The sequence below is a fragment of the Rhizobium sp. LARHSG275 genome (assembly GCF_052871115.1).
This window is the reverse complement of the sequence record NZ_JBIXJN010000007.1, coordinates 90,845-116,077: the sequence shown is the minus strand read 5'-3', so window position 1 is coordinate 116,077 and position 25,233 is coordinate 90,845. Positions and strand designations below refer to the sequence as shown.

The 25,233-nt window shown below is 60.6% G+C and carries 22 protein-coding genes and 1 pseudogene; 17 read left to right on the top strand and 6 right to left on the bottom strand.

Annotation, left to right across the window (positions count from 1 at the left end):
- Positions 1-4 precede the first annotated feature (4 nt).
- From ACIPSK_RS10980 to ACIPSK_RS10945, 8 genes are all read left to right on the top strand, one after another.
- A complete protein-coding gene (locus tag ACIPSK_RS10980; RefSeq protein WP_162117690.1) occupies positions 5-1,096 on the top strand; it encodes an ABC transporter ATP-binding protein in 1,092 nt (363 codons plus the stop codon).
- A 383-nt stretch (positions 1,097-1,479) separates the two neighbouring features.
- Positions 1,480-3,939 (top strand): glycosyl hydrolase 2 galactose-binding domain-containing protein, encoded by a 2,460-nt coding sequence (locus tag ACIPSK_RS10975; protein ID WP_162117691.1) that lies wholly within the window; start codon positions 1,480-1,482, stop codon positions 3,937-3,939.
- Positions 3,940-3,976: 37 nt separating this feature from the next.
- Positions 3,977-4,738, top strand: a complete 762-nt coding sequence (locus ACIPSK_RS10970) for a sugar phosphate isomerase/epimerase family protein (RefSeq protein ID WP_162117692.1) — start codon at positions 3,977-3,979, stop codon at positions 4,736-4,738.
- 9 nt (positions 4,739-4,747) lie between these two features.
- Positions 4,748-5,881: a Gfo/Idh/MocA family protein gene (locus ACIPSK_RS10965; protein ID WP_162117693.1), complete on the top strand. Its 1,134-nt coding sequence runs from the start codon at positions 4,748-4,750 to the stop codon at positions 5,879-5,881.
- 343 nt (positions 5,882-6,224) lie between these two features.
- Positions 6,225-7,256: an L-glyceraldehyde 3-phosphate reductase gene (mgrA, locus tag ACIPSK_RS10960; RefSeq protein WP_162117694.1), complete on the top strand. Its 1,032-nt coding sequence runs from the start codon at positions 6,225-6,227 to the stop codon at positions 7,254-7,256.
- Positions 7,257-7,352: 96 nt separating this feature from the next.
- Positions 7,353-8,966: a glycoside hydrolase family 43 protein gene (locus ACIPSK_RS10955; RefSeq protein WP_017964637.1), complete on the top strand. Its 1,614-nt coding sequence runs from the start codon at positions 7,353-7,355 to the stop codon at positions 8,964-8,966.
- A gap of 455 nt (positions 8,967-9,421) precedes the next feature.
- Positions 9,422-10,348 (top strand): ABC transporter ATP-binding protein, encoded by a 927-nt coding sequence (locus tag ACIPSK_RS10950; protein WP_162117695.1) that lies wholly within the window; start codon positions 9,422-9,424, stop codon positions 10,346-10,348.
- Positions 10,345-11,106 carry an ABC transporter permease gene (locus tag ACIPSK_RS10945; RefSeq protein ID WP_162117696.1) on the top strand — a complete coding sequence of 254 codons (762 nt, stop codon included), beginning with the start codon at positions 10,345-10,347 and terminating at the stop codon, positions 11,104-11,106. Before ACIPSK_RS10950 ends, ACIPSK_RS10945 begins: the two co-directional genes overlap by 4 nt.
- A gap of 455 nt (positions 11,107-11,561) precedes the next feature.
- On the opposite strand, the gene ACIPSK_RS10940 is transcribed toward ACIPSK_RS10945, so the two are convergent.
- From ACIPSK_RS10940 to ACIPSK_RS10930, 3 genes are read right to left on the bottom strand one after another with little or no spacing between them, the layout of a single operon-like run.
- Entirely contained in the window at positions 11,562-12,263 is a 702-nt protein-coding gene (locus ACIPSK_RS10940; RefSeq protein WP_162117697.1) for a TIGR02281 family clan AA aspartic protease, read from the bottom strand.
- Entirely contained in the window at positions 12,260-12,478 is a 219-nt protein-coding gene (locus tag ACIPSK_RS10935; RefSeq protein ID WP_162117698.1) for a DUF1289 domain-containing protein, read from the bottom strand. The genes ACIPSK_RS10940 and ACIPSK_RS10935 overlap by 4 nt, the downstream gene beginning before the upstream one ends.
- Positions 12,479-12,496: 18 nt before the next feature.
- Entirely contained in the window at positions 12,497-13,279 is a 783-nt protein-coding gene (locus ACIPSK_RS10930; RefSeq protein WP_162117699.1) for an adenosylcobinamide-GDP ribazoletransferase, read from the bottom strand.
- 157 nt (positions 13,280-13,436) lie between these two features.
- Between ACIPSK_RS10930 and cobT the strand changes: the two genes are divergently transcribed.
- Together cobT and ACIPSK_RS10920 are read left to right on the top strand one after the other, a co-directional pair.
- On the top strand, positions 13,437-14,453 hold the full coding sequence (gene cobT / locus ACIPSK_RS10925) for a nicotinate-nucleotide--dimethylbenzimidazole phosphoribosyltransferase (RefSeq protein ID WP_017964630.1): 1,017 nt from the start codon (positions 13,437-13,439) through the stop codon (positions 14,451-14,453).
- Positions 14,454-14,589: 136 nt separating this feature from the next.
- Positions 14,590-14,976 carry a diacylglycerol kinase gene (locus ACIPSK_RS10920; protein WP_026154182.1) on the top strand — a complete coding sequence of 129 codons (387 nt, stop codon included), beginning with the start codon at positions 14,590-14,592 and terminating at the stop codon, positions 14,974-14,976.
- Between the two features lie 108 nt (positions 14,977-15,084).
- Here ACIPSK_RS10920 and ACIPSK_RS10915 read toward each other — a convergent pair whose 3' ends face one another.
- A complete protein-coding gene (locus ACIPSK_RS10915) occupies positions 15,085-16,620 on the bottom strand; it encodes a sensor histidine kinase (protein WP_162117700.1) in 1,536 nt (511 codons plus the stop codon).
- A gap of 106 nt (positions 16,621-16,726) precedes the next feature.
- Between ACIPSK_RS10915 and ACIPSK_RS10910 the strand changes: the two genes are divergently transcribed.
- The 5 genes from ACIPSK_RS10910 to ACIPSK_RS10890 all read left to right on the top strand — a co-directional run bounded on the left by ACIPSK_RS10910 (position 16,727) and on the right by ACIPSK_RS10890 (position 21,541).
- The gene (locus ACIPSK_RS10910; RefSeq protein ID WP_162117701.1) at positions 16,727-17,284 is read left to right on the top strand and encodes a thermonuclease family protein; all 558 of its coding nucleotides are present in this window, start codon (positions 16,727-16,729) and stop codon (positions 17,282-17,284) included.
- A gap of 4 nt (positions 17,285-17,288) precedes the next feature.
- On the top strand, positions 17,289-17,921 hold the full coding sequence (locus ACIPSK_RS10905; RefSeq protein ID WP_017964626.1) for a uracil-DNA glycosylase family protein: 633 nt from the start codon (positions 17,289-17,291) through the stop codon (positions 17,919-17,921).
- A gap of 69 nt (positions 17,922-17,990) precedes the next feature.
- On the top strand, positions 17,991-18,479 hold the full coding sequence (locus ACIPSK_RS10900) for an Lrp/AsnC family transcriptional regulator (RefSeq protein ID WP_003540387.1): 489 nt from the start codon (positions 17,991-17,993) through the stop codon (positions 18,477-18,479).
- Between the two features lie 716 nt (positions 18,480-19,195).
- The gene (locus ACIPSK_RS10895) at positions 19,196-20,218 is read left to right on the top strand and encodes a porin (RefSeq protein WP_017964625.1); all 1,023 of its coding nucleotides are present in this window, start codon (positions 19,196-19,198) and stop codon (positions 20,216-20,218) included.
- A gap of 426 nt (positions 20,219-20,644) precedes the next feature.
- The gene (locus ACIPSK_RS10890) at positions 20,645-21,541 is read left to right on the top strand and encodes a LysR substrate-binding domain-containing protein (RefSeq protein WP_162117702.1); all 897 of its coding nucleotides are present in this window, start codon (positions 20,645-20,647) and stop codon (positions 21,539-21,541) included.
- Between the two features lie 144 nt (positions 21,542-21,685).
- Here ACIPSK_RS10890 and ACIPSK_RS10885 read toward each other — a convergent pair whose 3' ends face one another.
- Both ACIPSK_RS10885 and ACIPSK_RS10880 read right to left on the bottom strand, forming a co-directional pair.
- Positions 21,686-22,369, bottom strand: a complete 684-nt coding sequence (locus ACIPSK_RS10885; protein ID WP_162117703.1) for a DNA alkylation repair protein — start codon at positions 22,367-22,369, stop codon at positions 21,686-21,688.
- Entirely contained in the window at positions 22,366-23,235 is an 870-nt protein-coding gene (locus tag ACIPSK_RS10880) for an NAD(P)-dependent oxidoreductase (protein ID WP_162117704.1), read from the bottom strand. Before ACIPSK_RS10880 ends, ACIPSK_RS10885 begins: the two co-directional genes overlap by 4 nt.
- Before the next feature lie 162 nt (positions 23,236-23,397).
- On the opposite strand from ACIPSK_RS10880, the pseudogene ACIPSK_RS10875 reads away from it, so the two are divergent.
- Both ACIPSK_RS10875 and ACIPSK_RS10870 read left to right on the top strand, forming a co-directional pair.
- Positions 23,398-23,765 (top strand): annotated as a pseudogene (locus ACIPSK_RS10875) (hypothetical protein).
- A 189-nt stretch (positions 23,766-23,954) separates the two neighbouring features.
- The gene (locus tag ACIPSK_RS10870; RefSeq protein WP_162117705.1) at positions 23,955-24,917 is read left to right on the top strand and encodes an aliphatic sulfonate ABC transporter substrate-binding protein; all 963 of its coding nucleotides are present in this window, start codon (positions 23,955-23,957) and stop codon (positions 24,915-24,917) included.
- Positions 24,918-25,233: the final 316 nt, after the last annotated feature.

Below are 25,233 nucleotides of genomic sequence, written 5' to 3'. Positions count from 1 at the left end.
TCTCATGAATGTGAATGCAAGCGTCTCCATCAAGGATCTGTCCCTGAACTTCGGTGCGGTGAGCGTGCTGAAGGATCTCAACCTCGACATCAATGACGGCGAATTTCTCGTGCTGCTCGGCTCGTCCGGCTGCGGCAAGTCGACCTTGCTGAATTGCATCGCCGGCCTGCTCGATGCCTCGGAAGGGCAGATCTTCATCAAGGGCAAGAACGTTACCTGGGAAGAGCCTAAGGACCGCGGCATCGGCATGGTGTTCCAGTCCTATGCGCTCTATCCGCAGATGACCGTCGAGAAGAACCTGTCCTTCGGTCTTCGCGTTGCCAAGGTTCCGCAGGCAGAGATCGACAAGCGGGTGGCGCGTGCCTCCGAAATTCTGCAGATTCAGCCGCTGCTGAAGCGCAAGCCGGCCGAGCTTTCCGGCGGCCAGCGCCAGCGTGTGGCGATCGGCCGGGCACTGGTGCGCGATGTCGACGTCTTCCTGTTCGATGAGCCGCTGTCCAATCTCGACGCCAAACTCCGCTCGGAGCTGCGCGTCGAAATCAAGCGCCTGCACCAGTCGCTGAAGAACACGATGATCTACGTCACCCACGACCAGATCGAGGCGCTGACGCTCGCCGACCGTATCGCCATCATGAAGAGCGGCATCATTCAGCAGCTCGACGATCCGACGACGATCTACAACAGGCCGCGCAATCTGTTCGTCGCCGGTTTCATCGGCTCGCCGTCGATGAATTTCCTGCACGGCGAGCTGGTCAAATCAGGCGGCGGCATTGCCTTTTCAGCCAACGGCGTCATTTTCTCGCTCGCTGCCTACGACGCCAGCGAGATGCTGCAGCCCGGCCGCAAAGTGGTGCTCGGCGTTCGTCCAGAACACATCAAGGTCAACGAGAATACCGGCGGCGAAGAACATGACGCCACCGTCGATATCGAGGAGCCGATGGGCGCGGACAATCTGCTGTGGCTGAAACACGCCGGTCACACGATGTCGGTACGTGTCAACGGCGCACGCCGCTTCAACGTCGGAGCCAAGGTGAAGCTCAGCTTCGACATGACGGTCGCCTCGGTCTTCGACGCCGAAACGGAGGACAGGATTTAATTGGCCGTCGGGCCTCCCACCGCTCCTGTCCGATCCCCTGGCTCCGGCGGAGAAAAAGGGGACCGAGGCTCTGCTACACATCTCTTCTCCCCAGCGGGGAGAAGGTGCCGGCAGGCGGTTGAGGGGGTGAGCGACGACAGGAGCGAATGCACTGAGCGGAAGCGAAGGGCAATGAAGGGTGTGCCGTATGGCCCCCTCATCCGACCCTTCGGGCCACCGACCAGGGTCGAGCCGCGGGTCTCGACCCGTCCTCCGGACCCCCGCTGGGGAGAAGCGGGGAGCCAAGCCGGAACCTCAGTCATCCACCGGACCCTGCCGAACAACAGCTAGCGGACGACGACCAAGCGCCGTCTCTTTCAAAATCATAAATCGGAAGCGATATCGTGACGCATCGATCAACTACTCCCAACATCGACCTTTCCGGTTCGTGGCAGCTCGCCTCCGTCGACGGCGAGATCCGCACCGCGATCATGCTGCCGGGTGACGTGCATACGGCGCTGCACCGGGCAGGACTGATCCCCGATCCCTATTTCGGCCGCAACGAGGAAAAGGTGCAGTGGGTCGCGGAACGCGAATGGGCTGTCGAGCGCAGCTTCACGCTTCCTGAGGTCGAGGGCGACTGGTATCTCGATATCGACTATCTCGACACGGTCGCCAGCGTCCACGTCAACGGCTTCCTGGCGCTCGAAGCCGATAACAGCTTCCGCCGCTACCGGCCCGATGTCTCCAGCATGCTGAAATCAGGCGACAACAGCATCCGCATCGTCTTTGCCTCCAACATCGCCGTCGGCGCCGCGCGACAGAAACAGCAGCCCTTCTACATTCCCTACAGCACCGGTAATTCGCCAATCCCCGACGGCAACATGCTGCGCAAGCCGCAATGCCATTTCGGCTGGGACTGGAACATCGCCATTGCCCCGCTCGGCCTTTATGGGACGATCGCGCTGAAGAAGCTCGAAACCGCGCGCATCGAACATGTGGTCACCCGCCAGACCCACAATAATGACGGTTCGGTGGACCTCAAGGTGACGGCGACGCTATTTTCCAAGGGACCAGACATTGCCCAGGTCTATTTCGAGCTCGACGGCGAGCGCGTGCGCCTGGATGTCGGCGTCAATGGCGAGACCCATGTCAACCACCTCTTCCATATCGACAATCCGCGCCTCTGGTGGCCCTCCGGCAGCGGCGAGCAGGCGCTCTACAGGCTTTCCGTCGAATTGCCGACGGATGAGGTGACCAAGCAGATCGGCCTTCGCACCATCGAACTGATCACCACGCCGGATGCGTCAGGCAGCCGCTTCGCCTTCAAGGTCAACGGCCGCGAGATTTTCTGCCGCGGCGCCAACTGGATCCCGGCCGACGCGCTGTTTTCGCTGTCTTCACCTGAGAAGACCGAGGATCTGCTGCAATCGGCCAAAGCCGCCAATATGAACATGATCCGCGTCTGGGGCGGCGGCTTCTACGAGCAGGATCATTTCTACGATCTCTGCGACCGGCTAGGCCTCATGGTCTGGCAGGACTTCATGTTCGCCTGCAACCTCTACCCCTCGACCGAGGACTTCCTCGACAATGTAACGATCGAGGTCGATTACCAAGTGCGCCGGCTTTCCTCGCATCCGTCGATCGCGCTCTGGTGCGGGGACAACGAGCTGGTCGGGGCGCTGACCTGGTTCGAGGAATCGAGGAAGGACCGCGACCGCTATCTCGTCTCCTATGATCGGCTCAACCGCACGATCGAGCAGGCCGTGAAGAAGGCGCTGCCCGGCGCGCGCTGGTGGCCGTCGAGCCCGGCGTCCGGCTATCTCGATTTCGGCGATGCCTGGCATGCCGACGGTTCCGGCGACATGCATTACTGGTCGGTCTGGCACGAGAACAAGTCGTTCGACAATTACCGTTCGGTGCGTCCGCGCTTCTGCTCGGAATTCGGCTTCCAGTCCTATACCTCGCTGCCTGTGATCAGGACCTATGCCGAGGAGAAGGACATGAACGTCGCTTCCCCCGTCATGGAGCTGCACCAGAAGAATGCCGGCGGCAACGAGCGCATCGCCGCCACGATGTTCCGTTATTTCCGCTTCCCCAAGGATTTTCCGAACTTCGTCTATCTGTCCCAGATCCAGCAGGGGCTGGCGATCAAGACGGCGGTGGAATACTGGCGGTCGCTCAAACCCCATTGCATGGGTACGATCTACTGGCAGCTCAACGACACCTGGCCGGTGGCCTCCTGGTCGAGCCTCGATTACGGCGGCCGCTGGAAGGCGATGCACTACCTCGTCAAGCGCTTCTTCCAGCCGGTCGCGGGCGCTGCCATTCCTTCCGATGACGGAGAGACGATCCGCCTCTCGCTGGTCAATGATACGCTTGCCGATGTCAGCGTTGATCTTGCAGTCTCGATTCTGACGGTAAAGGGCGAACGCCGGCACCTGAAGGACGTGCAGGCTGTGTGTTCGCCGGATGCGGCCGTCACTGCCACGAGCATTGACGTCTCCGATATTCCCGAGGGAACGCTGCTTGCCTGGCACTTCACCGCGTCGAACGGTACGGGCGGCGAGGGGCATTACGTCAACGGCACATACAAGGCGCTGGAGCTGGAGCCCTCGGGCCTGACAGTTACCCACGAATATGTCGAGGAGAATGGTTCCGTCGACATCAACGTCACCGCTAGTGGACTTGCGCTTTTCGTGATGATCGAAACCGAGACCGACGGCAAATATTCCGACAACGCCTTCGATCTTGCGGCCGGCGAGAGCCGCCGCATCACCTTTACCCCGGCACGGCCGCTTGATCGTGGCGCGCTTCCGGAGTTCCGGTTCTACGACCTGTATTCCTGCCAGTCGGCGGATTGATCTTGCAAGAATGGGCACGAGGCCCAAGGAGAACATGATGACGAAACTCAGCTACCAGCTCTATAGCGCCCGCAACTTCCAGCCCTATTCTGTGATTTTCGAAAAGCTCGGCAAGGCTGGCTATGCCGAAGTCGAAGGCTTCGGCGGCATCTATGCCGATCTCGACGATGCCGGGCTGAAGAGCCTTCGCGCCGATCTCGACAAGAATGGCTTGGTCATGGCGACCGGCCATTTCAGCCCTGATTTTCTGGAGAAGGAAGTCGAGAAGTCGCTTGATATTGCCAAGATCCTCGGCATGGATTCGATCTATGCGCCACATCTGGCGGCCGAGGAACGCCCGTCCGACGCTGCGGGCTGGGTCGCCTTCGGCAAGCGCCTGCAGGAGATCAGCAAGCCTTATAAGGCTGCCGGCTACGAATTCGGCTGGCACAATCATGATTTCGAATTCTTCAAGCTGCAGGACGGCTCGCGGCCGATCGAGCACATCTTCGAAGGCGCGCCCGATATTTCCTGGGAAGCCGACATTGCCTGGGTCATCCGCGGCGGCGCCGACCCCTTCGCCTGGATCGAGAAGCTTGGGTCCCGCATCACCGCCGTGCACGTCAAGGACATCGCGCCGGCTGGCGAGGCGACGGATGAGAGCGGCTGGGCCGATGTCGGTCACGGCAAGGTCGAGTGGGCCAGGCTGATGACGGCGTTGCGTGCCACCAAGGCCAAGCACTACGTCGTCGAACACGATAACCCGAATGACATCGATCGCAACATCAGCCGCTCGATCGCATCCTTCCAGACCTACTGAGGCTTCATCATGACCAAGGAACTTGGCGTCGGCATCATCGGATGCGGCAACATCTCCACCACTTATTTCTCGCTGGCACCGCTCTTCAAGGGGTTGAAGGTGCTCGCCTGCGCCGATATCAACGTGCAGGCGGCCGAGGCGCGGGCCGAGGAATATGGCGTCAAAGCGCAGACGATCGACGAGCTTCTCGTCAATGACGAGATCGACGTCGTTGTCAACCTGACGATCCCGGATGCGCATTTCCGGGTATCGAAGGCGATCCTCGAGGCCGGAAAACACGTCTATTCCGAAAAGCCGCTGGTGCTTTCGCTCGAAGAGGGCGAGGAGCTTCGTCGCATCGCCAAGCAGAAGAACCTCGCCGTCGGCTGCGCCCCCGACACGTTCCTCGGCGGCGCCCATCAGCTCGCCCGCAAGTTCATCGACGACGGCGGCATCGGCCGGGTGACCTCGGGCGCCTGTTACGTGATGAGCCCCGGCATGGAAATGTGGCATCCGAACCCGGATTTCTTCTTCCTGGCGGGCGGTGGCCCGATCCTCGATCTCGGCCCTTATTACATCGCCAATCTGATCAACCTGATCGGACCGGTGAAGCGGGTCGGCGGCATGACCTCGATGGCGTCGCCCACCCGCACGATCACCAGCGCGCCGCGCAATGGCGAGATCATCCCAGTCAAGACGCCGACGACGATCCAGGCGCTGCTCGAATTCGTCAACGGCGCCACGGTGACGCTGACGGCGAGCTGGGACGTCTGGTCGCACCGCCATGCCAATATGGAGCTCTACGGCACCGACGGTTCGCTCTACGTGCCGGATCCGAACTTCTTCGGCGGCGTGGTCGAGGCAAGCGGCCGTGACAAGGACATCAAGCCGCTCGATGCCTGGGAGCATCCATTCGGCAAGATCAATCAGGAAAACCCGAGCGGATCGCGCGCCAACTACCGCACCGCCGGCTTGGCCGACATGGCGATGTCGTTGATCGAGGGCCGCGATGCGCGCTGCTCGCTCGACCGCACGCTGCACGGCGTCGACGTCATGACATCGATCCTGAAATCGGGCGAAGAGGGCCGTTTCATCGACCTGACCACGACCTGCACGCAGCCGGCCGCCCTCGGCATCGAAGAAGCGCAGGCGCTTTTGAAGTAAGGTGAGGCTTGATTTGGGCTTGGCTAAAGCCGGTCCCGGATCATCATGGCACCACGCTAGTGTCGTCATCCTCGGGCTTGTCCCGAGGATCTACTGATGGCGCGGCAGATCCTCGGGACAAGCCCGAGGATGACGGTGTTTGAGGGCAGGGCCTGCCATCAGGCAATGTCAGTATGCGAAGTCGTCGAGAACACGCGCCATATGCTTGCCGTACGGATGCGCTTGATCCAATAGTGCCGGCGCGCTTGGCCTGACATGAGGGCGGCGACGTTTTTAGCTTTCGACCGCCGCTCTAGGCGGATACGAAAGAGAAGCAATTTTTATAAGTTGAGGAGACATTCAGATGAGCTGGCAACCGGCCGCAGACCGCTATTCGAAAATGAAATATAACCGCACGGGCCGTTCCGGCCTGAAGCTGCCGGCCGTCTCGCTCGGCCTCTGGCACAATTTCGGCGGCGACACGCCGCATGACCGAAAGATCGACATGTGCCGCACGGCCTTCGACCTCGGCATCACCCATTTCGACCTCGCCAACAATTACGGCCCGCCGCCCGGCAGTGCCGAAACTGCCTTCGGCGAAATCCTGCGCACCGAATTCGTCGGGCTTCGCGACGAGTTGATCATATCATCCAAGGCCGGCTACGACATGTGGCCTGGCCCTTACGGCGAATGGGGCAGCCGCAAGTATCTGATCGCCTCCTGCGACCAGAGCCTGAAGCGGATGGGCCTCGATTATGTCGACATCTTCTATTCGCACCGCTTCGACCCGGAAACGCCGCTGGAAGAAACCTGCGGCGCGCTCGATCATATCGTCCGTTCCGGCCGAGCGCTCTATGTCGGCATTTCCTCCTACAATTCGCAGCGCTCGCGAGAAGCCGCCGCAATCCTCAAGGAGCTTGGTACGCCGTGCCTGATCCACCAGCCGAGCTATTCGATGCTCAACCGCTGGGTCGAGGACGACAGGCTGCTCGATACGCTGGATGAGATCGGCATGGGCTCGATCGTCTTCTCGCCGCTTGCCCAGGGCATGCTGACAACGAAATATCTCGGCGGCATTCCCGAAGACAGCCGCGCGGCGCAGAACCACTTTCTCAAGCGCGACTACATCCGCCCCTCGATCATCGACAATATCCGCAAGCTCAACGAGATCGCCGAAAGGCGCGGCCAGACGCTGGCGCAGATGGCGATCGCCTGGGTACTGCGCGGCGGCCGCGTGACCTCGGCGCTGATCGGCGCCAGCCGCTCGTCGCAGATCGTCGATTGCGTCAAGGCGCTCGACAATCTCGATTTCAGCGTCGAGGAACTTGCCGAGATCGACGTTTATGCCCGCGAGGCCGACATTAACCTCTGGGCCAAGTCGGCCGAACGCGACTAGTCATCTCAGGCCCGGAGGCAAGTCTTCCAGGCCTTTTTCTGCTATAATCTGACGTACGTACAGCAAAAAGCACCGCTGGTCGGAGGAGACCCTGTCATGATCCGCAACCCCATCCTGCCCGGGTTCAACCCCGATCCGTCGATCTGCCGCGTCGGTGCGGATTATTACATCGCCACCTCGACCTTCGAATGGTATCCCGGCGTGCAGATCCACCATTCGCGCGACCTGGTGAACTGGACGCTGGTGCGCCGGCCGCTGGAGCGGCGATCACAGCTCGACATGCGCGGCAATCCGGATAGCTGCGGCATTTGGGCGCCGTGCCTGTCCTATGCCGACGGGCAGTTCTGGCTGGTCTATACCGACGTCAAACGCTACGACGGCAATTTCAAGGATGCGCCGAACTACATCGTCACGGCACCTACGATCGAGGCCGATTGGTCCGAGCCGGTCTATGTCAATTCCTCCGGCTTCGATCCCTCGCTCTTCCACGACGATGACGGCCGGAAATGGTTCGTCAACATGCAGTGGAACCACCGCACCGAAAGCTATGGCGGCTCGCCGAAATCGCCGGCCTTTGACGGCATCCTGCTGCAGGAATGGGATCCGGCGACAAAGGCGCTGAAGGGTCCGATCAAGAACATCTTCGCCGGCAGCCCGCTCGGCCTCGTCGAAGGACCGCATCTCTTCAAGCGCAACGGTTGGTATTACCTGACCACCGCCGAGGGCGGCACCGGCTACGACCACGCCGTCACCATGGCGCGGTCGCGTGATATCGATGGGCCCTATGAGATGCATCCGAACATGCATCTCATCACCTCCAAGGATCATCCGGGCGCAGTGCTGCAGCGAGCAGGGCATGGCCAATATGTCGAGACGCCGGAGGGGGAGGCCTATCACACCCATCTTTGCGGCCGGCCGCTGCCACCGAAACGGCGCTGTACGCTGGGGCGCGAGACGTCCTTACAGAAATGCGTCTGGCGCGACGATGACTGGCTCTATCTTGAAAACGGCACCTCAGTGCCCGATGTCGATGTGCCGGGCCTCTTTGGCGCGGTGCCGGTGGAAAAGCCGATGCGCAGCGAATACAGCTTCGATGGCGGCACGCTGCCCGCCGATTTCCAATGGCTGCGGACGCCAGAGCCCGCGCGCATCTTCAACCTGACGGATCGTCCCGGCCATCTGCGCCTGATTGCGCGCGAAAGCATCGGCTCCTGGTTCGAACAGTCGCTGGTTGCCCGCCGCCAAGAGCATCACAGTTTCCGTGCCGAGACCGTGATCGAATTCTCGCCCGACACCTACCAGCAGGTGGCGGGGCTGACGCATTACTACAACCGTCACAAATTCCACGCCGTCGCCGTGACGCTGCACGAAACACTCGGTCGCTGTGTGACGATCCTCTCCTGCAACGGCGACTACCCGAACGGACGCCTGAGCTTTCCCGCCGAAAGCGGCGTGGCGATTGCCGCCGAGGGCCGTGTCCAGCTCGCCATGGAAATCCGCGAGAACGACCTGCAATTCTTCTGGCAGACCGAAGGCAAGGGCGCTTGGCAGCCGATCGGTCCGGTCCTCGACGCCGGTGTGATCTCAGACGAGGGCGGACGCGGCGAACATGGCTCCTTCACCGGCGCTTTCGCCGGCGTGTTTGCCTTCGATACGTCAGGCCGGGCGAAGATCGCGGATTTTGACTGGTTCAATTACGACGAGCTGTGAGGCGCGCCCCCTGTTGCATTCACCCGCGGTGGACCACGGAAAGAACGAGGTGCTGAACAAAAAAAGAAAGCCGGCGCAAGGCCGGCTAAGACGAACGCGGCTGAACAGGGGATACTGGCCGGTTCCAAGCACTTCGTGACTGAACAATAACTCTCACTACATGCCGAGGCAGCAAAAATGGGGCGCAACGAGAACACCCGGAGACGGCTCCGCAAAGGGGTGGGCGGCGGGGCGGATGCCGGTGCTGACCTCGGCTCTCTTATCGGGCACGAAGATCACCGGATGATGACATCTGAAGCCGGTCGCTGCCTTTCTTTCGCCGGCCAACCGCTTCGGCGGGCCAACTGTGTTGGCAGCGCGCGAATGCAGTGTTCATAGGCTTAAGGATGTTAAAGCGTTACAAAGGGACTATATAGCGGGCCGAAGTAACCTCCGAGAATCCACAAGAGTCCTGTATGACCCCCATCATTTCCGTTCAGAACCTCACCAAGACCTATGCCAATGGGTTCGAGGCCCTGAAGGGCATCAACCTCGACGTCGAAAAGGGTGAGATTCTGGCGCTGCTCGGGCCGAACGGTGCCGGCAAGACGACGCTGATCTCGATCATTTGCGGCATCGCCAATCCGAGCGGCGGCCGGGTACTGGTCGCCGGCTCCGACGTCGTGAAGGATTTCCGCACCACCCGCGGGATGATCGGGCTGGTGCCGCAGGAGCTGACGACCGATCAGTTCGAAACGGTGTTCAATACGGTGAGCTTTTCGCGCGGTCTGCACGGCAAGAAAGCCAATCCTGCCCATATCGAGAAGGTGCTGCGCGCGCTCTCGCTCTGGGACAAGAAGGACAATATGCTGCGCCAGCTCTCAGGCGGCATGAAGCGGCGGGTGCTGATCGCCAAGGCGCTATCCCATGAGCCGGATATTCTTTTCCTCGACGAGCCGACCGCCGGCGTCGACGTGACGCTGCGCAAGGACATGTGGCATGTCGTCGAAGAGCTTCGGGCCTCCGGCGTCACCATCATCCTGACCACCCATTATATCGAAGAGGCCGAGGAAATCGCTGACCGCGTCGGCGTCATCAATGGCGGCGAATTGCTGCTCGTGGAAGAGAAGGCGGCGTTGATGGCCAAGCTCGGCCGCAAGCAGCTCATCCTCGATCTCACAGAACCGCTCGACCGACTGCCGGATTGTTTTGCCGGCAATGGACTGACGCTGGAGGCAGACGGCAACCGCCTGACCTATGATTTCGACACTGACGACGAGCAGGAAAGCATTGCGGCTCTGCTGACCCGGCTCGGCGAGAACAATATCCATTTCAAGGATCTCTCGACGCGGCAAAGCTCGCTTGAGGACATCTTCGTGGCGCTGGTGGGAGCGAGCAAATGAACGTTGAGGCCGTCAAATCCATCTATTTCTTCGAGATGGCGCGCACGCGCCGCACGCTTCTGCAGAGCGTCATCTCGCCCGTGATCTCAACTTCGCTCTATTTCATCGTCTTCGGTGCCGCTGTGGGATCACGTATTCAGGAGGTGGAGGGCGTGTCCTACGGCGCCTTTATCACGCCCGGCTTGATCATGCTGACGCTGCTCGGCCAGTGCGTCAGCAACGGCTCCTTCGGCATCTATTTCCCGAAATTCACCGGCACGATCTACGAGGTGCTTTCGGCCCCGGTGGCGATGACTGAGATCCTGCTCGGTTATGTCGGGGCGGCGGCGACCAAGGGCATGATCATCGGCTTCATCATCCTCCTGACTGCCAATCTCTTCGTTGATGTCAGGATCGAGCATCCCTTCATGATGATCCTATTTTTCCTGTTAACGGCGATCACCTTCAGCCTGTTCGGCTTCATGATCGGCATCTGGGCCGGTAATTTCGAGCAGCTGAACCTCATTCCCATGCTGGTCGTGCCGCCGCTGACCTTCCTCGGCGGCAGCTTCTATTCCGTCAGCATGCTGCCGCCGTTCTGGCAGGCGGTCAGCCACCTCAACCCGGTGCTCTATCTCGTCAGCGGCTTCCGCTGGAGTTTTTACGGGATCGCCGATGTCAATCCGGCGATCAGCCTGGCGATGATCACGATGTTTCTGGTGATTTGCCTGGGAACACTCGCCTGGATCTTCAAGACAGGTTACCGGCTGCGGAACTGATCCGGCCCTCAGGAAGTGCGGCAATTTCAATATGAAAGATTGCTCAGCAAGACGTTATCGGTCATGGGGCAATCTGATGGTCGGCAGCAGTGTGCTTGGATGCCTCGCAATCGCATCCATCTATTTGCCTAGCCCCGCAGCAAAGTCTCTCGCAGAAGCCGCCGATGATGATCGGCCAGAGTGAATTCATTGCGAAACTCCTGTCGCACCCATGGGTCGAAGGCCTCGCCTCGCGCGAAGGCCGGTCGAACATGCGGTGCCACCAGACTACAGCGCCGCGCGTCTTTTCAGACGCGCAAAGGACGCTGTAGCACTTTGAATTGTTGCATAATTCCGTAAATCGATTCCGATTTAAGGAATTATGCGGCAGGAGTTTCTTTTTGCTCTTTGTGGTCTGTTGTTCTTGGGCTCAAGCTGCCAGATCCCGGTCGTCGCCGTAAAGCGGCGGAGCCGAATTAATCGCGCATGCGGAGTTCGTCGGTCCGCATCTGCAGCGAGCCCAGCGTTTCCAGGAAGCTCATGCCGAGCAGGCTCTGGTCGAGCCGGCCATCCTCGGAGACGCTGGCTGCGACATTGTTGCGGATGATCGGGCCGATCGCCACCTGGTCGAGGGTGACGGGTGCTGCGCGGCCGCGGCCGTTGGCGGTCATGACAGTCATGGAATAGGTGAGGCGGGAGAGGTCGATGCCGATCCTTTCGGCATCTTCGCGCGACAGCGCCACCATGCTGGCGCCGGTATCGACGAGCATCTCGATCGTCTGGCCATTGACCACGACATCGGCTTCGAAATGGCCGTTCAGCAGCTTGTGCAGAATGATTTCCTGGCCGCCCTCGCTTGTCGTGACGACAACGGCACGGCCGGGAACGAGGCCGGCGAGCAGCCTGTTGCCGACGCCGAGTGCTTCCTGGCGATAGAGATAGACGGTCACGAGCGCCAGGATGATGACCAGCCAGATCATCATCTGGCGCATCGTTTCGCCGACGCTGCGCCGGCTCGCCCAGATGCCGGCCGATAGCATCAGCGCGATCGGCAGCAGGTAGACGACACGGCCGAAGTCATCACTCTGCAGGCCGAGGATGCGGCTGTTGTCATTGTTGACGATCAGCACGGCAAGGCCGATGCCGATTACGACGAGGAAGACGGTCAAACGAATCATAAAGGCCGCTCCGGCCCGGCGACGAGGCTTGATTTCATATGGTTCGACACCGTGGCGGCGCTTGCGAGCCTTGGCGGCAGCAGTGCCATGATCCGTCTTCGCTCGGTGTCGGAGTAGCTCGTCCAGCTGCCGATTTCCTCAAGAGTCCGGCCGCATCCGGCGCAAAATCCGGTGGCTGAAACGAGAGTGCAGAGGTGAATGCAGGGTGTTTGCATGAAGGATATATCGGAGTTTCAAAGAGCCGTGGCAAGGGCGCAAAGAGTGGCGATCTCGCAAATCTGCTGCGTCGCGCCCAGCGTATCGCCGGTGTGGCCGGCAAGCTTGCGGCGGATGAAAGCGGTGAAGGCAAGACCTGCGATGCCGGTGGCGAGCAGGCTTGCGATGAGCGGCCGCAGGCCGAAAGCCGGCCAGATCAGAAGCGTTGCGACGAGGCCGGCCGAGGCGAGCGCAAACTGCATCGCCGCCTCGTCCGGCTGGCCGGTCGAAGCGGCTACGCCATCGGCCTTTGCCGGCGGCAGCCGTTGCCAGTGCCAGGCGATGGCGCCGCGACTGAGTGCCGCAACGGCGGGAATGGCAAGGGCGGCAGCTAGCGGCGAGGAATGGCCGGCGATAGCGGCAAGCGCGGCTGCGCGGATCGCGAAGGAGAGGATCAGCGCTATCGCGCCATAGGTGCCGATCCGGCTGTCCTTCATGATGAGGAGGCTCTGCTCGCGGCTCTTGCCGCCGCCAATGCCATCGGCCGCATCGGCCAGGCCGTCCTCGTGCAGCGCCCCGGTCACGATGACCTGAACGGAAAGCGCGATCAGGGCCGCCATCAGCGGATCGGCGCGCAGCCCCAAAAGCAGGAGCAGGGCGAGTGCGGGGACGAAGCCGATGACGATGCCTGCGAGGGGAAAGGCGCGCACCAGCCGGCCAAGTCTGCCGTCATAGCTTTTGAACAGCGATTGCGGCAGGGGAATGCGGCTGAGGAAGGCGACGGCGCGGGCGGTATCGACCGCATGATCCTTGATCTTCATTCTACTTCGTTCCGGCCGGAGGCCTCGGCTTATGGTCGCGGCGGCGCTTTTGGAGTTGTTCGCCTCGTCCGCCCGCTTTAAGAGAGTTGCCACCCGCAAGGAAGCTGATTTGCGTGGAAAAAACAAGAATACCCGGATTCATAGGAAAACCGCACAAATGAGCGTTTCAGGCCTGCCGTTCGACGATTTCCGTACCTTGCTCCGCGACCTGCCGGGGCCGGATGCCCGCGCGCTGGTGGCTGCCCGCGAACGCGACGCGCAACTGACCAAGCCGCCGGGCGCGCTCGGACGGCTCGAGGAGATCGCCTTCTGGCTTGCAGCCTGGACGGGCCGCACACCCGCCGTCAATCGGCCGCTGGTGGCGATCTTTGCCGGCAATCACGGTGTCACCAAACAGGGCATCACGCCCTTTCCGCCGACGGTGACGCAACAGATGGTCGAGAACTTCGCGGCCGGCGGTGCTGCGATCAACCAGATCTGTGTTGCCTATGATCTCGGGCTGAAAGTCTTCGACCTGGCGCTCGATTATCCCACCGGCGACATTACCGAAGAAGCAGCGCTTTCCGAGCGCGATTGCGCCGCGACCATGGCCTTCGGCATGGAGGCGATCGCCGGCGGCACCGACCTGCTTTGCATCGGCGAGATGGGCATCGGCAATACGACGATTGCGGCGGCGATCAACTATGCGCTCTACGGCGGTTCGGCGCGCGACTGGGTGGGACCCGGCACCGGTTCGGAAGGCGAGATGCTGGAGCGCAAGATCGCGGCGGTGGAAAAGGCAGTTGCACTGCATGGTGACCATCTCGACGATCCGCTCGAGATCATGCGCCGGCTCGGCGGCCGCGAGATCGCGGCGATGGCCGGCGCCATTCTTGCCGCCCGCATGGAGCGCATCCCGGTGCTGATCGACGGTTATGTCGCGACCGCAGCGGCGGCGATCCTGAAAGCCGCCAATCCATCCGCGCTCGATCACTGCCTGATCGGCCATGTCTCCAGCGAGCCCGGACATTTGCGCTCGATCGAGATGCTCGGCAAGACGCCGCTTCTGGCGCTCGGCATGCGGCTCGGCGAAGGCACCGGTGCGGCGCTTGCCGCCGGTATCGTCAAGGCGGCTGCGGCCTGTCATTCCGGCATGGCGACCTTCGCCCAGGCCGGTGTGTCGAATAAGCATTAAGGCCGCGGTGGGCGCCGGTCCGCACGCGTTCGCTTGCGCGTCTCAAGTGGATTCGGTATTTGCGTATTCGCTCATCAAAGAGGAGACGGCAAAGCCTCTCCCGGTCGGCGATGCAACGGGAAGAGGAGAGGGCATCTTGACGAAGCCTGCGGTGACGAAAGAGAGCGGACTTCGGCATTTCATCGCCGCCGCCAGCTACTCTTGGGCGGGCTTCTTGCGGGTGCTGAAAGAGGCGGCCTTCCGCCAGGAACTCGGTTTCTTCGTCGTTTCGATCGCGGCGCTGGCGCTGGTGGGAGCGACTGCGGGCGAGATCGTCGTCGCGGTGCTTCTGTTTCTCGGGCTCTTTTCGATGGAGGCGATGAATACCGCCGTTGAAGAGGTGATCGACCGGATTTCGCCGGAGATTTCAATCGTCGGCAAACATGCCAAGGATCTCGGCTCCTTCGCGGTGACCTGCATGATCGCCGCCTGCAGCCTCTATCTCGGCTTCGTCCTCGGCAAGCACCTGTTCTTCGGATCCTGATGATTTCACACTGGATCGGCCTGAAGTCATCCGGATCCAGGTCTAAAAATTGGAGCATGACGTTGCCCGAAAACCGCTCACGCTTTTCGGCATCATGCTTTAGCTGAATCAGGCAAAGCTTTTGCGTTTGCGCGCGATGGCCTGAGCCTCCTCGACGGCGGGCAGGCTCTGGAGCACGCGCTTGGCGGGCAGGATGGCGATGACTTCGGTGCCCTCGCGCAGCTTCGATTTCAGCAGGAACTGTCCGTCATGTTTGGCAAGGATCGCCTGGACGATCGGCAGGCCGAGGCCTGTACCCTGTTCGGCGCTCTTGATGGCGATCGAGCCCTGGCCAAAGGCCGACAGGACGACGGGAATCTCTTCTTCCGGAATACCGGGGCCGTTGTCCTTGATCGAGATGTACTGTCCGCCGCCAGCTGTCCAGCCGACCTTGACGTGGATCTCGCCGCCCTGCGGCGTGAACTTGACGGCATTGGAGAGTAGGTTGAGAACCACCTGGCGCATCGACTTCTCATCCGCCCAGATGGCCGGCAGCTGCCGCTCGAACTGGTCCGAAATGGCAATGTTCTTGGCGCGGGCGCGCAGCTGGACCATGCCGATGCAATCTTCGGTGATATCGAGCAGCGAAATCGCCTCCTCGCTCAGTTCGTATTTGCCAGCCTCGATGCGCGACAGGTCGAGGATCTCGTTGATGAGATCGAGCAAGTGCTGGCCGGAGCGGTGGATATCGCCGGCATATTCCTTGTAGGTCGGATTGGCGAGCGGTCCCATGACTTCGGCCGACATCACCTCGGAAAAGCCGAGGATGGCGTTGAGTGGGGTCCTGAGCTCGTGCGACATGGAGGCAAGGAAGCGCGACTTGGCGAGGTTTGCCTCCTCAGCGCGGCGGCGAGCCTCGTCCGACATCGATTTCGCCACTTCCAGCTCGGCGATCAGGTCGTCCTTCTCCGACTGATAGGAGAGAATCCTGAGGTTCGACTTGAAGAGCCGATCGCTGATATAATTGAAGAAGACAAGGGTGGTGGTGAAGGCCCCGGTCAGGCTGATCTCGAGGAGGTCGCGTGACAGGCCGCTCTTGGCGGCGAGTGCCAGGACCGCAGGTGAAAAGGCAGCGAGCACGGCCGGCGTCAGCATGAAGTTCGACATCGCCGTGACGGAGAGCGCAATCAGCAACGTCGCGCCCTTATAAAGAATGAAGCTCGACGGCTCGCAGGTGTCGCAGCCCTGCAGCGCAAAGACGGCCCAGCAGCAGCCGAGGAGGAACTGGCCGGAGAGCAGCAGCCGGCGCCATTTGCGGGCGCTGTCGGAGGTAATCTCCTGCCGGCGCGCGCGCCTTGCGAGCAGGATATTGCCAGCGTGACAGGTGAGCGTCAGCAGCGCCCAGAAGAGCAATTGCGTGTTCTGGGTGAAATAGACGCCAAGCGCGGTGATGATGACGACGAAGAGCGGCATGATCGTCGCGCTCTGCAGCACCGACGCCACATACATCTTGAGCACGTCAAGATCGAAGGAGGAATTGGACGCGTGACCGGACTGAAGACGTTCGCGCGTCTGCCGCACGGCCTTGGAAACGGCCTTGTTGCGGTGACTGCGCGACCTGTCGACGATGATCTTGTCGGTCGATGTGCTTACGCCGGTACTCATGTGCACGTTGAAACTTCATCCCAGGGTGGATAAGAGCTTAACCGACAATTCTTAAGAAGATGTTTGCCATCTTTGCCAAGGATTTGTTTTTTAAGGAGGCGAAAGCGTGACAAGGGGCCTGCGCCTGATTCGCGACGGCGTGACCGCTTTTGCTCTGCTGGCGCTCGTGGCGCTGATTGCTGCCAAGCTCAACGATGCAGCAAAAATCGAGCGTACCGGCGCCTTTCATGCTGCCGACGGCGACAGTCTGACATTGGGAGACGAACGTCTGCGCCTCGAAGGCGTCGATGCGCCGGAGCTCAACCAGAGCTGCGAGCGGGCGGGGAAAGCCTGGGCCTGCGGGCACGCGGCGCGCGCGGCGCTGCAGGAGATGGTGCTGGCATCGGGAACACTCTGTCAGGGCAGCCGGCGTGACCGCTACGACAGGCTGCTCGTCATCTGCCGGAGCGGGGCAGGCGGCGACATCAATGCCGCCATGGTGCGCGAGGGCATGGCCATTTCCTATGGCGATTATGGCAAAGAGGAGGCCGAGGCGAGAGCTCGGAAGGCAGGCCTCTGGGCCGGAACTTTCGAGCGGCCGCGCGACGTGCGCGATCATGCGCGCCAGAGGTCTGGTTTCGACGGCGCCTTGCGCTTCATCGCGCAGATCGTCGGATGGGAGTAAAGTCATGACCGACGAAGCCATGCTGGAGACGCTCCGGCGGGAGATCGCCTCCTGTCGGATCTGTCGTGACGCACCGGCGAAAGGCCCCGAACACCGGCTGCCGCACGAGCCGCGGCCGGTGGCGGTGATCTCGTCGAGCGCGCGCATCCTGATCGCCGGGCAGGCGCCGGGGCTTCGGGTGCATGAGAGCGGCCTGCCATTCGACGATGCCTCGGGCGACCGGTTGCGGTCATGGCTTGGTGTTGACAGGGCAAGCTTCTACGACCGCGGGCGATTCGCCATCGTGCCCATGGGCTTCTGCTTTCCTGGCTATGACGACAAGGGCGCCGATCTGCCGCCGCGGCGCGAATGCGCGCCGTTCTGGCGGCAAAGAGTGATCTCAGCCATGCCGCAAATCGAACTGGTGCTGGTCATCGGCCAATATGCGCAGGCCTGGCATATGGCCGGTGAAAGGCGGGACAATATGACCGAGACGGTGCGAGCATGGCGTGACTGTCTTCTGTCCGACCGATCGCCGGCCGTGCTGCCGCTGCCGCATCCGAGCTGGCGCAACAGCGGCTGGCTGAAGCGCAATCCCTGGTTCGAGAAAGAATTGCTCCCGGTCTTGCAGGAACGGGCGAAAACGCTGCTTTCCTGAAACAAAATTCTTTTAGTTGCGCGGAATCGAGTTATACAAAGAAAATAATTCGAAAGGACTGTTGTGCGCATGGACCGCCTCGACCGAAAAATACTGCGTCTTCTGCAAGAAGATTCGACGCTTGCCGTTGCCGATCTTGCCAAGAAAGTGGGTCTCTCGACGACGCCATGCTGGCGGCGCATCCAGAAGATGGAAGAAGACGGCGTCATCAAGCGCCGAGTCGCCATCCTCGATCCGGAAAAGGTCAATACCAAGGTCACCGTCTTCGTGTCGATTCGCACTGCCACCCATTCGATCGAATGGCTGCGCCGCTTTTCCGAGGTGGTCGCCGAATTCCCCGAAGTGGTCGAATTCTACCGGATGAGTGGCGATGTCGATTATCTCTTGCGAGTCGTCGTGCCCGATATTGCCGCCTATGACGCCTTTTATAAGCGGATGATCGCCAAGATCGAGATTCGCGACGTTTCCTCCGCCTTTGCGATGGAGCAGATCAAGTATTCGACGCAGCTGCCGCTCGACTACATGATTCTCGATAATGCCAAATCCAACGAGGATTGAGGCCAAGCGTGCGGCCGTGACCGCACGCGACACTGCAAAGTCCAGCGCGGCCTCATGCCAGGCGTGAGTCTGCGACCTCGGATATGCCCGTTAGAGGCGACTTGTGACATCCAAGCTGCACGTAGGAATGCCAGTTGGCGTGGCCGGGCTTAGGCATGTGCGGTCCCTCGACTGAAAAAAAGCCTCAAAAATAGCGAAAAAACGCTCAAATCGAACCAAATTCCTGGAAAAATGAATAGCCTGGTAAGGATTCTGGGGTTATGGTCGATGAAACCAGTGGGCGATATGTCATAATTTTGTCTCATTGGTATCGAATTCAGAACACCATGATCTAAACCGCCACCTTGTTTGTGCTTGTTAGCCGACGGTAGAGTTTATGCGCTTCACCAGTATGTTCGACGGGGTCGGACGGTGGAGAATTTGACAATGGGGTATAGCGTGTGCGGCTTGCGATGGAAGATTTCCGTCGCGGGGCCGTTTGGCGTGTTTTTCGCCTAATATTTGAAATTGTTGTATAAAAATCACGTTGCCGGGGAAAGTAGCCTGTGAGAACCCATCTGGCGTACATCGAGAATTGCTTGATAGAGCCTTGTATGTGAAGACGGTTTGGCGGTTCGATCGATCCGCACGCCGAGATGGCTGTTCAAACTGGGCCGGCTTCAAATCGACTACCCGATCTGAAGCCAGCCCCGATCGACAAAGGAATGGATTGGTAAATGAACATCAGAATGGTTTTGCTTGCATCAGCAGCAGCATTTGCTGCATCGACGCCGGTTCTTGCAGCTGACGCTATCGTTGCTGCTGAGCCGGAACCGGTTGAATATGTTCGCGTCTGCGACGCTTACGGTACCGGCTACTTCTACATCCCGGGCACCGAAACCTGCCTCAAGATCGAAGGCTACATCCGTTTCCAGGTTAACGTCGGCGAAGATGTCGGCGGCGATTCGGACTGGGATGCCGTCACCCGCGGTCAGGTTCAGTTCACGGCCAAGAGCGACACCGAGTATGGTCCGCTGACCGGCGTCATCGTCATGCAGTTCAATGCTGACAATGCCACCGATCAGGATGCCATCCTCGACTCCGCTTACCTCGACGTCGCGGGCTTCCGCGCCGGTCTGTTCTACAGCTGGTGGGACGATGGTCTCTCTGGCGAAACCGACGACATCGGCTCGGTCGTAACGCTGCACAACTCGATGCGTTACCAGTACGAAAGCGGCACCTTCTACGCCGGCCTCAGCGTCGACGAACTGGAAGACGGCGTTTACAAAGCCGGCGAAGAAGCTAACAACGTTGGCGTTGCCTTCGGCGTTGGCGGCACTGCCGGCGCATTCAGCTACCAGGTCACTGGCGGCTGGGACTTCGACAACGAAGATGGCGCAATCCGCGCAATGGGTACGGTTGACATCGGCCCCGGCACGCTCGGCCTCGCCGGCGTATACTCTTCCGGCCCGAACTCCTACTACTCCTCGGCTGAATGGGCTGTTGCTGCCGAATACGCAATCAAGGCAACCGACAAGCTGAAGATCACGCCGGCCGTTCAGTACTACGGCAACTACTTCGGCGGCTCCAAGGTCGTTCCGGATGACTTCGACGGTCTCGGCGATGCCTGGAAGGTCGGTCTGACGGTTGATTACCAGATCGTCGACAACTTCTACGCCAAGGCTTCGGTTCAGTACCTCGATCCGGATGATGGTGACGACTCCACGACGGGCTACTTCCGTCTGCAGCGTTCGTTCTAATCCACTTGGTGGATATGCTCCCGGTCCTCGGACCGGGAGCAGTTAAATCAGTTTCTGATCCGAGTGACCTCCGATCAGCTACGGGGACGGGTCCGGTCTTCCCTGCCGGACCGTCCTTGCAGCGTTTTTGACGCGCAGTCTTTCAGGATTGTCTTTCAGGTGAGCCGAAAGGTACGTTGCTTATCGCATCGGCATTTTGTTAGCCTCGTTTATTGAGGCATCCCCGTTTTCGATTTTTCAAGCGAGCTGGATCGGCCGAGATATTGCCGTGCGGACGGCCGTCTTCGTCTGGATTGGCTGGCTTTGCGGCAACGGGCCGTGACAAGAAAGTCCAATGCCGATAATGTGATTACAGCTTTTTGGGAGAGAGGATACAACCCTTGCTGGGGGCTGGCATTCATTCTTACTCTCGAATAGCTTGTTCTTATGGACGATCTCAACGATTACTATTATTTCGCCGCTGTCGTCTCCAGCGGCGGTTTCGCTTCTGCAAGTCGCGATCTCAAAATACCACGTTCGAAACTCAGCAGGCGGGTCAGCCGTCTCGAGGATGGGCTTGGCGCAAGGCTTATAGAACGCTCGACGCGTCACTTCCGGGTGACAGAGATCGGCCAAGCTTTTTACGAAAGATGCCAGACCATCCTGCAGGAGGCCGACCGCGCCAAGTCGATCGTCACCGAGGCCCAATCCGATCCGCAAGGCGTGGTGCGGATGGGGTGCCCGCTCGCTCTCGTCGACATCTCGGTCGGGGGCATCCTGCCTGAATTCCTGGAACGTTACCCGAAGATCAAGCTGCAGATCATCGGCTCCGACCGGCGCGCCGACCTCATCAACGAGCGGATCGATCTCGAGGTGAGGGCGACCAACGAGCCGGAGACGCAGACGAGCCTGACGATGCGCAAGCTCGACCGGGCGCGACGTATCCTGGTCGCAAGTCCCTCGCTCGTCGAGCGTACCGGCAGTTTGAATTGCGTTGACGAGCTCGTCGACCTTCCGACGCTGGCAATGACGTCATGGGTGTCGTTCCACACCTGGGAACTGGTCGGTCCGAATGACGCCAAACAGGTAATTCGTCATCAGCCGCGGCTCACCTGCCGCAGCATGACCGCCATCCTCGACGCGGCCCGGGCCGGTCTCGGCTTCGGGCTTCTGCTCGAAAGCGCCTGCGAGGCCGATCTCCAGGCTGGCAAGCTGGTGCGGGTGCTGCCGGAATGGCAGTCGGAGGAGAGCCAGTTCTACATCGTTTTTACGACTGCCAAGGGCATGCCGCCGGCGGTGCGGGTGCTGATCGATTTCCTGGTCGAAAAATCCAGACAGCATTGACGAAGAGGCGAGCGGCTTCAGCCTGAAGCGCGTCGCAATCTTTCAGAATCGCTCCTTGCGCGCTTTGGGGCTTTATTTTCCGCATTTTGTTGTCGCAACGGCTGCACAGTTTTGCGCGACATGCTTTGGGCGCCGACATCCGCCTTATCTCAAGCGCGCCAGCAGCTTTTCGCCAGCCAGCTCCCGGACGGCATCCTTGCCGATCCAGCGGGCGGTTCTATCGGGGCTTTCCGTCAGGGCCCTTGCGAGTGCCAGCGCCGGCGCATGGCAGGCCAGGTTGCGCTTGCCGACATTGCGTAGCGCCCAATTCACCGCTTTGCGCACGAAGTTTCGGGGGTCGCCGGAATGAGCCTTGATCAGCGGCAGCCAGGCAAGAATGGTGGCGTCGGGGTCCTTTTTCCGGTGGACGGCACCGCCGGCAATCATGGCGAAGGCTGTGCGTCGGACGAATTCGCGCTCGTCGGCAGCGAATTCCCAGATGAGTTCGTCCAACCGGGCATCGACGAAGAGATCGGCGGCGCAATCGACGATCTCCCAGGAGTTGAAATCATCGGCCCAATTTTGGGCTTCTTCCGTCGTCAACCGCTTCGGCTCGGCTGTGTAGAGGGCGAGCAGGCGGGCTTCGCGAATATCGCTTCTCCAGAGCTGCATTGCCCTGACGTGATCCTTCCTCGCCTGTCTGGCGACCGCCCTGATATCGGGATTGGAGATACCGAGGGCGCGATCGGTGACGATGCCGAAGCGCGCCATGCCGGCAACATCCTCCTCCGAGCGCAGCCTTTCGAGATGCGCGATCAATTCGGCCGCATCGGAGGAGGGGCCGATCATTTCTCCAGGCGGGCAAGCAGCGAGGATGTATCCCAGCGATTGCCGCCCATTGCCTGCACGTCGCCATAGAACTGGTCGACGACGGCGGTGACCGGCAGTTTGGCGCCGTTGCGGCGGGCTTCGGTGAGCACGATGCCGAGATCCTTGCGCATCCAGTCGACCGCGAAGCCGAAGTCGTATTTGCCTGCGTTCATGGTCTTGTGGCGGTTTTCCATCTGCCAGGAGCCGGCTGCACCCTTGGAGATCACCTCGACCACCTTTTCTATATCGAGGCCGGCGCGCTTGCCGAAATGCAGCGCTTCGGCAAGTCCCTGGACGAGGCCGGCGATGCAGATCTGGTTGACCATCTTGGTCAACTGGCCCGAGCCTGCCGGCCCCATCAGACCGACCATGCGGGCATAGGCTTCGATGACAGGCCTGGCGCGTTCGAAGACGACCTCGTCGCCGCCGCACATGACGGTCAGGACGCCGTTTTCAGCGCCGGCCTGGCCGCCGGAGACGGGTGCGTCGATGAAATCGACACCTTTTTCCTTTGCCGCGGCATAAAGTTCGCGGGCGACTTCAGCGCTGGCGGTGGTGTTGTCGACCAGCACCGAACCGGGCTTCATGCCGTGTAAGGCGCCGTTCTCGCCCAATGTCACCGATCGGAGATCTTCATCGTTGCCGACGCAGACGAAGACGAAATCGGCGCCAGCGGCGGCCTCGGCCGGAGTAGGGGCCGATTTGCCGGAGAATTTCTCGGCCCAGGCGGCGGCTTTTGCCGGCGTGCGGTTATAGACGGTGACATCGTGGCCGCCTTTCGTCTTCAAATGCCCCGCCATGGGGAAACCCATGACGCCGAGACCGATGAACGCGACTTTTGCCATATGTCCTATCCTTTTCCTCAACTGCAGGCCCGAGGATTAACCGAAACGGCGGGAGCAGAAAAGCCCGTGAAGACGGACTTCCTTGCGATTGACGCATATGAGGCTGGCTACCGTTCGGCCCGAGCCTTAGATTGGAGGGAAGGCATTATGTTCCGGGGTGACATGAGCGAAATTCCGACGATCAAGCCGCGGCGCAAAGGCCGCAACGGAATGCAGGCGATGCTTATTCCATCGCAGCAGATGGTCGCAAAGCAGATTCGATCGGCACCGGAAGGTGTCCTCACCGAAGTCAGCCTCCTCCGCCGCCGTCTCGCCGCTCAATATGGGGCGGACGCCTGTTGTCCGGTGACCGTGCAGCGGCATTTGCGTGCGATCGCCGAGCTGTCCTTCGGCGCGCTGGAGAAGGGCGAGCCGGTTTCGACGGTTACGCCCTATTGGCGCATGGTCGATCCCGCAAGCTGCTTGCGAAGCGTCTTGCCGGCGGCCCCACCTTCATCCACGAGCGGCTGGCCGCGGAAGGTCGGGATTGAGCCGGGATAGTCGGCAGTATAGGGGACGCGCGAAAAAATTCCGCTCAAGGGCGATTTCCGGGCCGCAAAATTCCAGCTAGGGCGGAATCTTGCAAATAAAGTTGTCGATAGATTTCATCATCATGGCATTCATCACTGACAGGGTCGACCAGCCGAAAACAGGCCCGGCACCAAAAAAAGGGGAAAGTCATGATTTCACGTCGACAAACGCTCGGGCTTTTCGCAGCCGCTGCGGCCACGGCAATCCTGCCGGCTGTCCGGCCGGCACGCGCTGCCGCCAGCGAATTCCGAATCGGCTGGCAGAAGAACGGCGTGCTGGCGCTCGCCAAGCGTCGCAGCGCACTTGAAAAGCGGCTTGCCGATCACGGCATCACCGTCAGCTGGTCGGAATTCACCTCCGGCCCGCCGCTTCTCGAAGCGCTGGGCGCCGGCGCTCTCGATTTCGGCGCGACCGGCGATGTGCCGCCGCTCTTTGCCCAGGCCGGCGGGCAGCTCTATTATGTCGGTCTCTACACGGGCAGCCCGGCAGCCTCGGCTATCCTCGTGCCCAAGGATTCGTCCATCAAGACGCTTGAAGACCTCAAGGGTAAAAAGGTCGCTTTCAAGCGCGGCTCCAGCGCGCATAATGTAACCGTGAAGGTTTTGCGCAAGGCAGGCCTGAAGCCCGAAGATGTCGAGCAGCTCGATCTTTCGCCGCCGGATGCCGCCGCTGCGTTCAAGAATGGCAGCATCGACGCCTGGTCGATCTGGGATCCTTATCTGGCGATTGCCGAAGCTGATCCGGAGACACGTATCCTGACGACCGCTGAAGGAATTGTCGATTCCTATAGCTTCTTCCTTGCCAATCGCGATTTCACCGATGCCAACGGGCAAGTGGTCGTCGACGTGATCGATGAGCTTGCCAAGGTCGGGAAGTCGGCACAGAGCAATCTCAACGAAACGGTCAAGGAGCTTTCCGAAATTACCGGCGTGCCGGCCGACACGACGCGCGTGACATTGACGCGCAAGGGCGCCGATCTCGGCAGCGTCTCGACCATCACCGATGCCGCCGCCGCCTATCAGCAGGCCCTCGCAGACGAATTCCATGGGCTCGGCATCCTTGCGAAGAAGCTCGTAACCGGCGATATCGTCTGGCGTCCCAAGACGAGCTGATTTTCCGCCCGGTGCCAAGATTTCCGCGAGGCGGCATGGAGAGGGCCTGCATGCCGCTGAACCGGAAAAATATTCTCCAAAACGAATTACAATAGCAAATTGATATTGTCGATCTAATTACTTGTCTATGTCAGTATCCTCTCGATCGGAGCGGACACCGAAAAGTATCGGCCAGCCGCCATCCGATCGACAGGGACATTTCAGATGCTCACGCACAGACAGACAGCCGGCCTTACTACAGCCTCCGCTACCACCACCATGATCCTCCCAAGCATCCGTGCGGCGGCGTTATGCGGGCAGACGGTCTGTGCGTCGT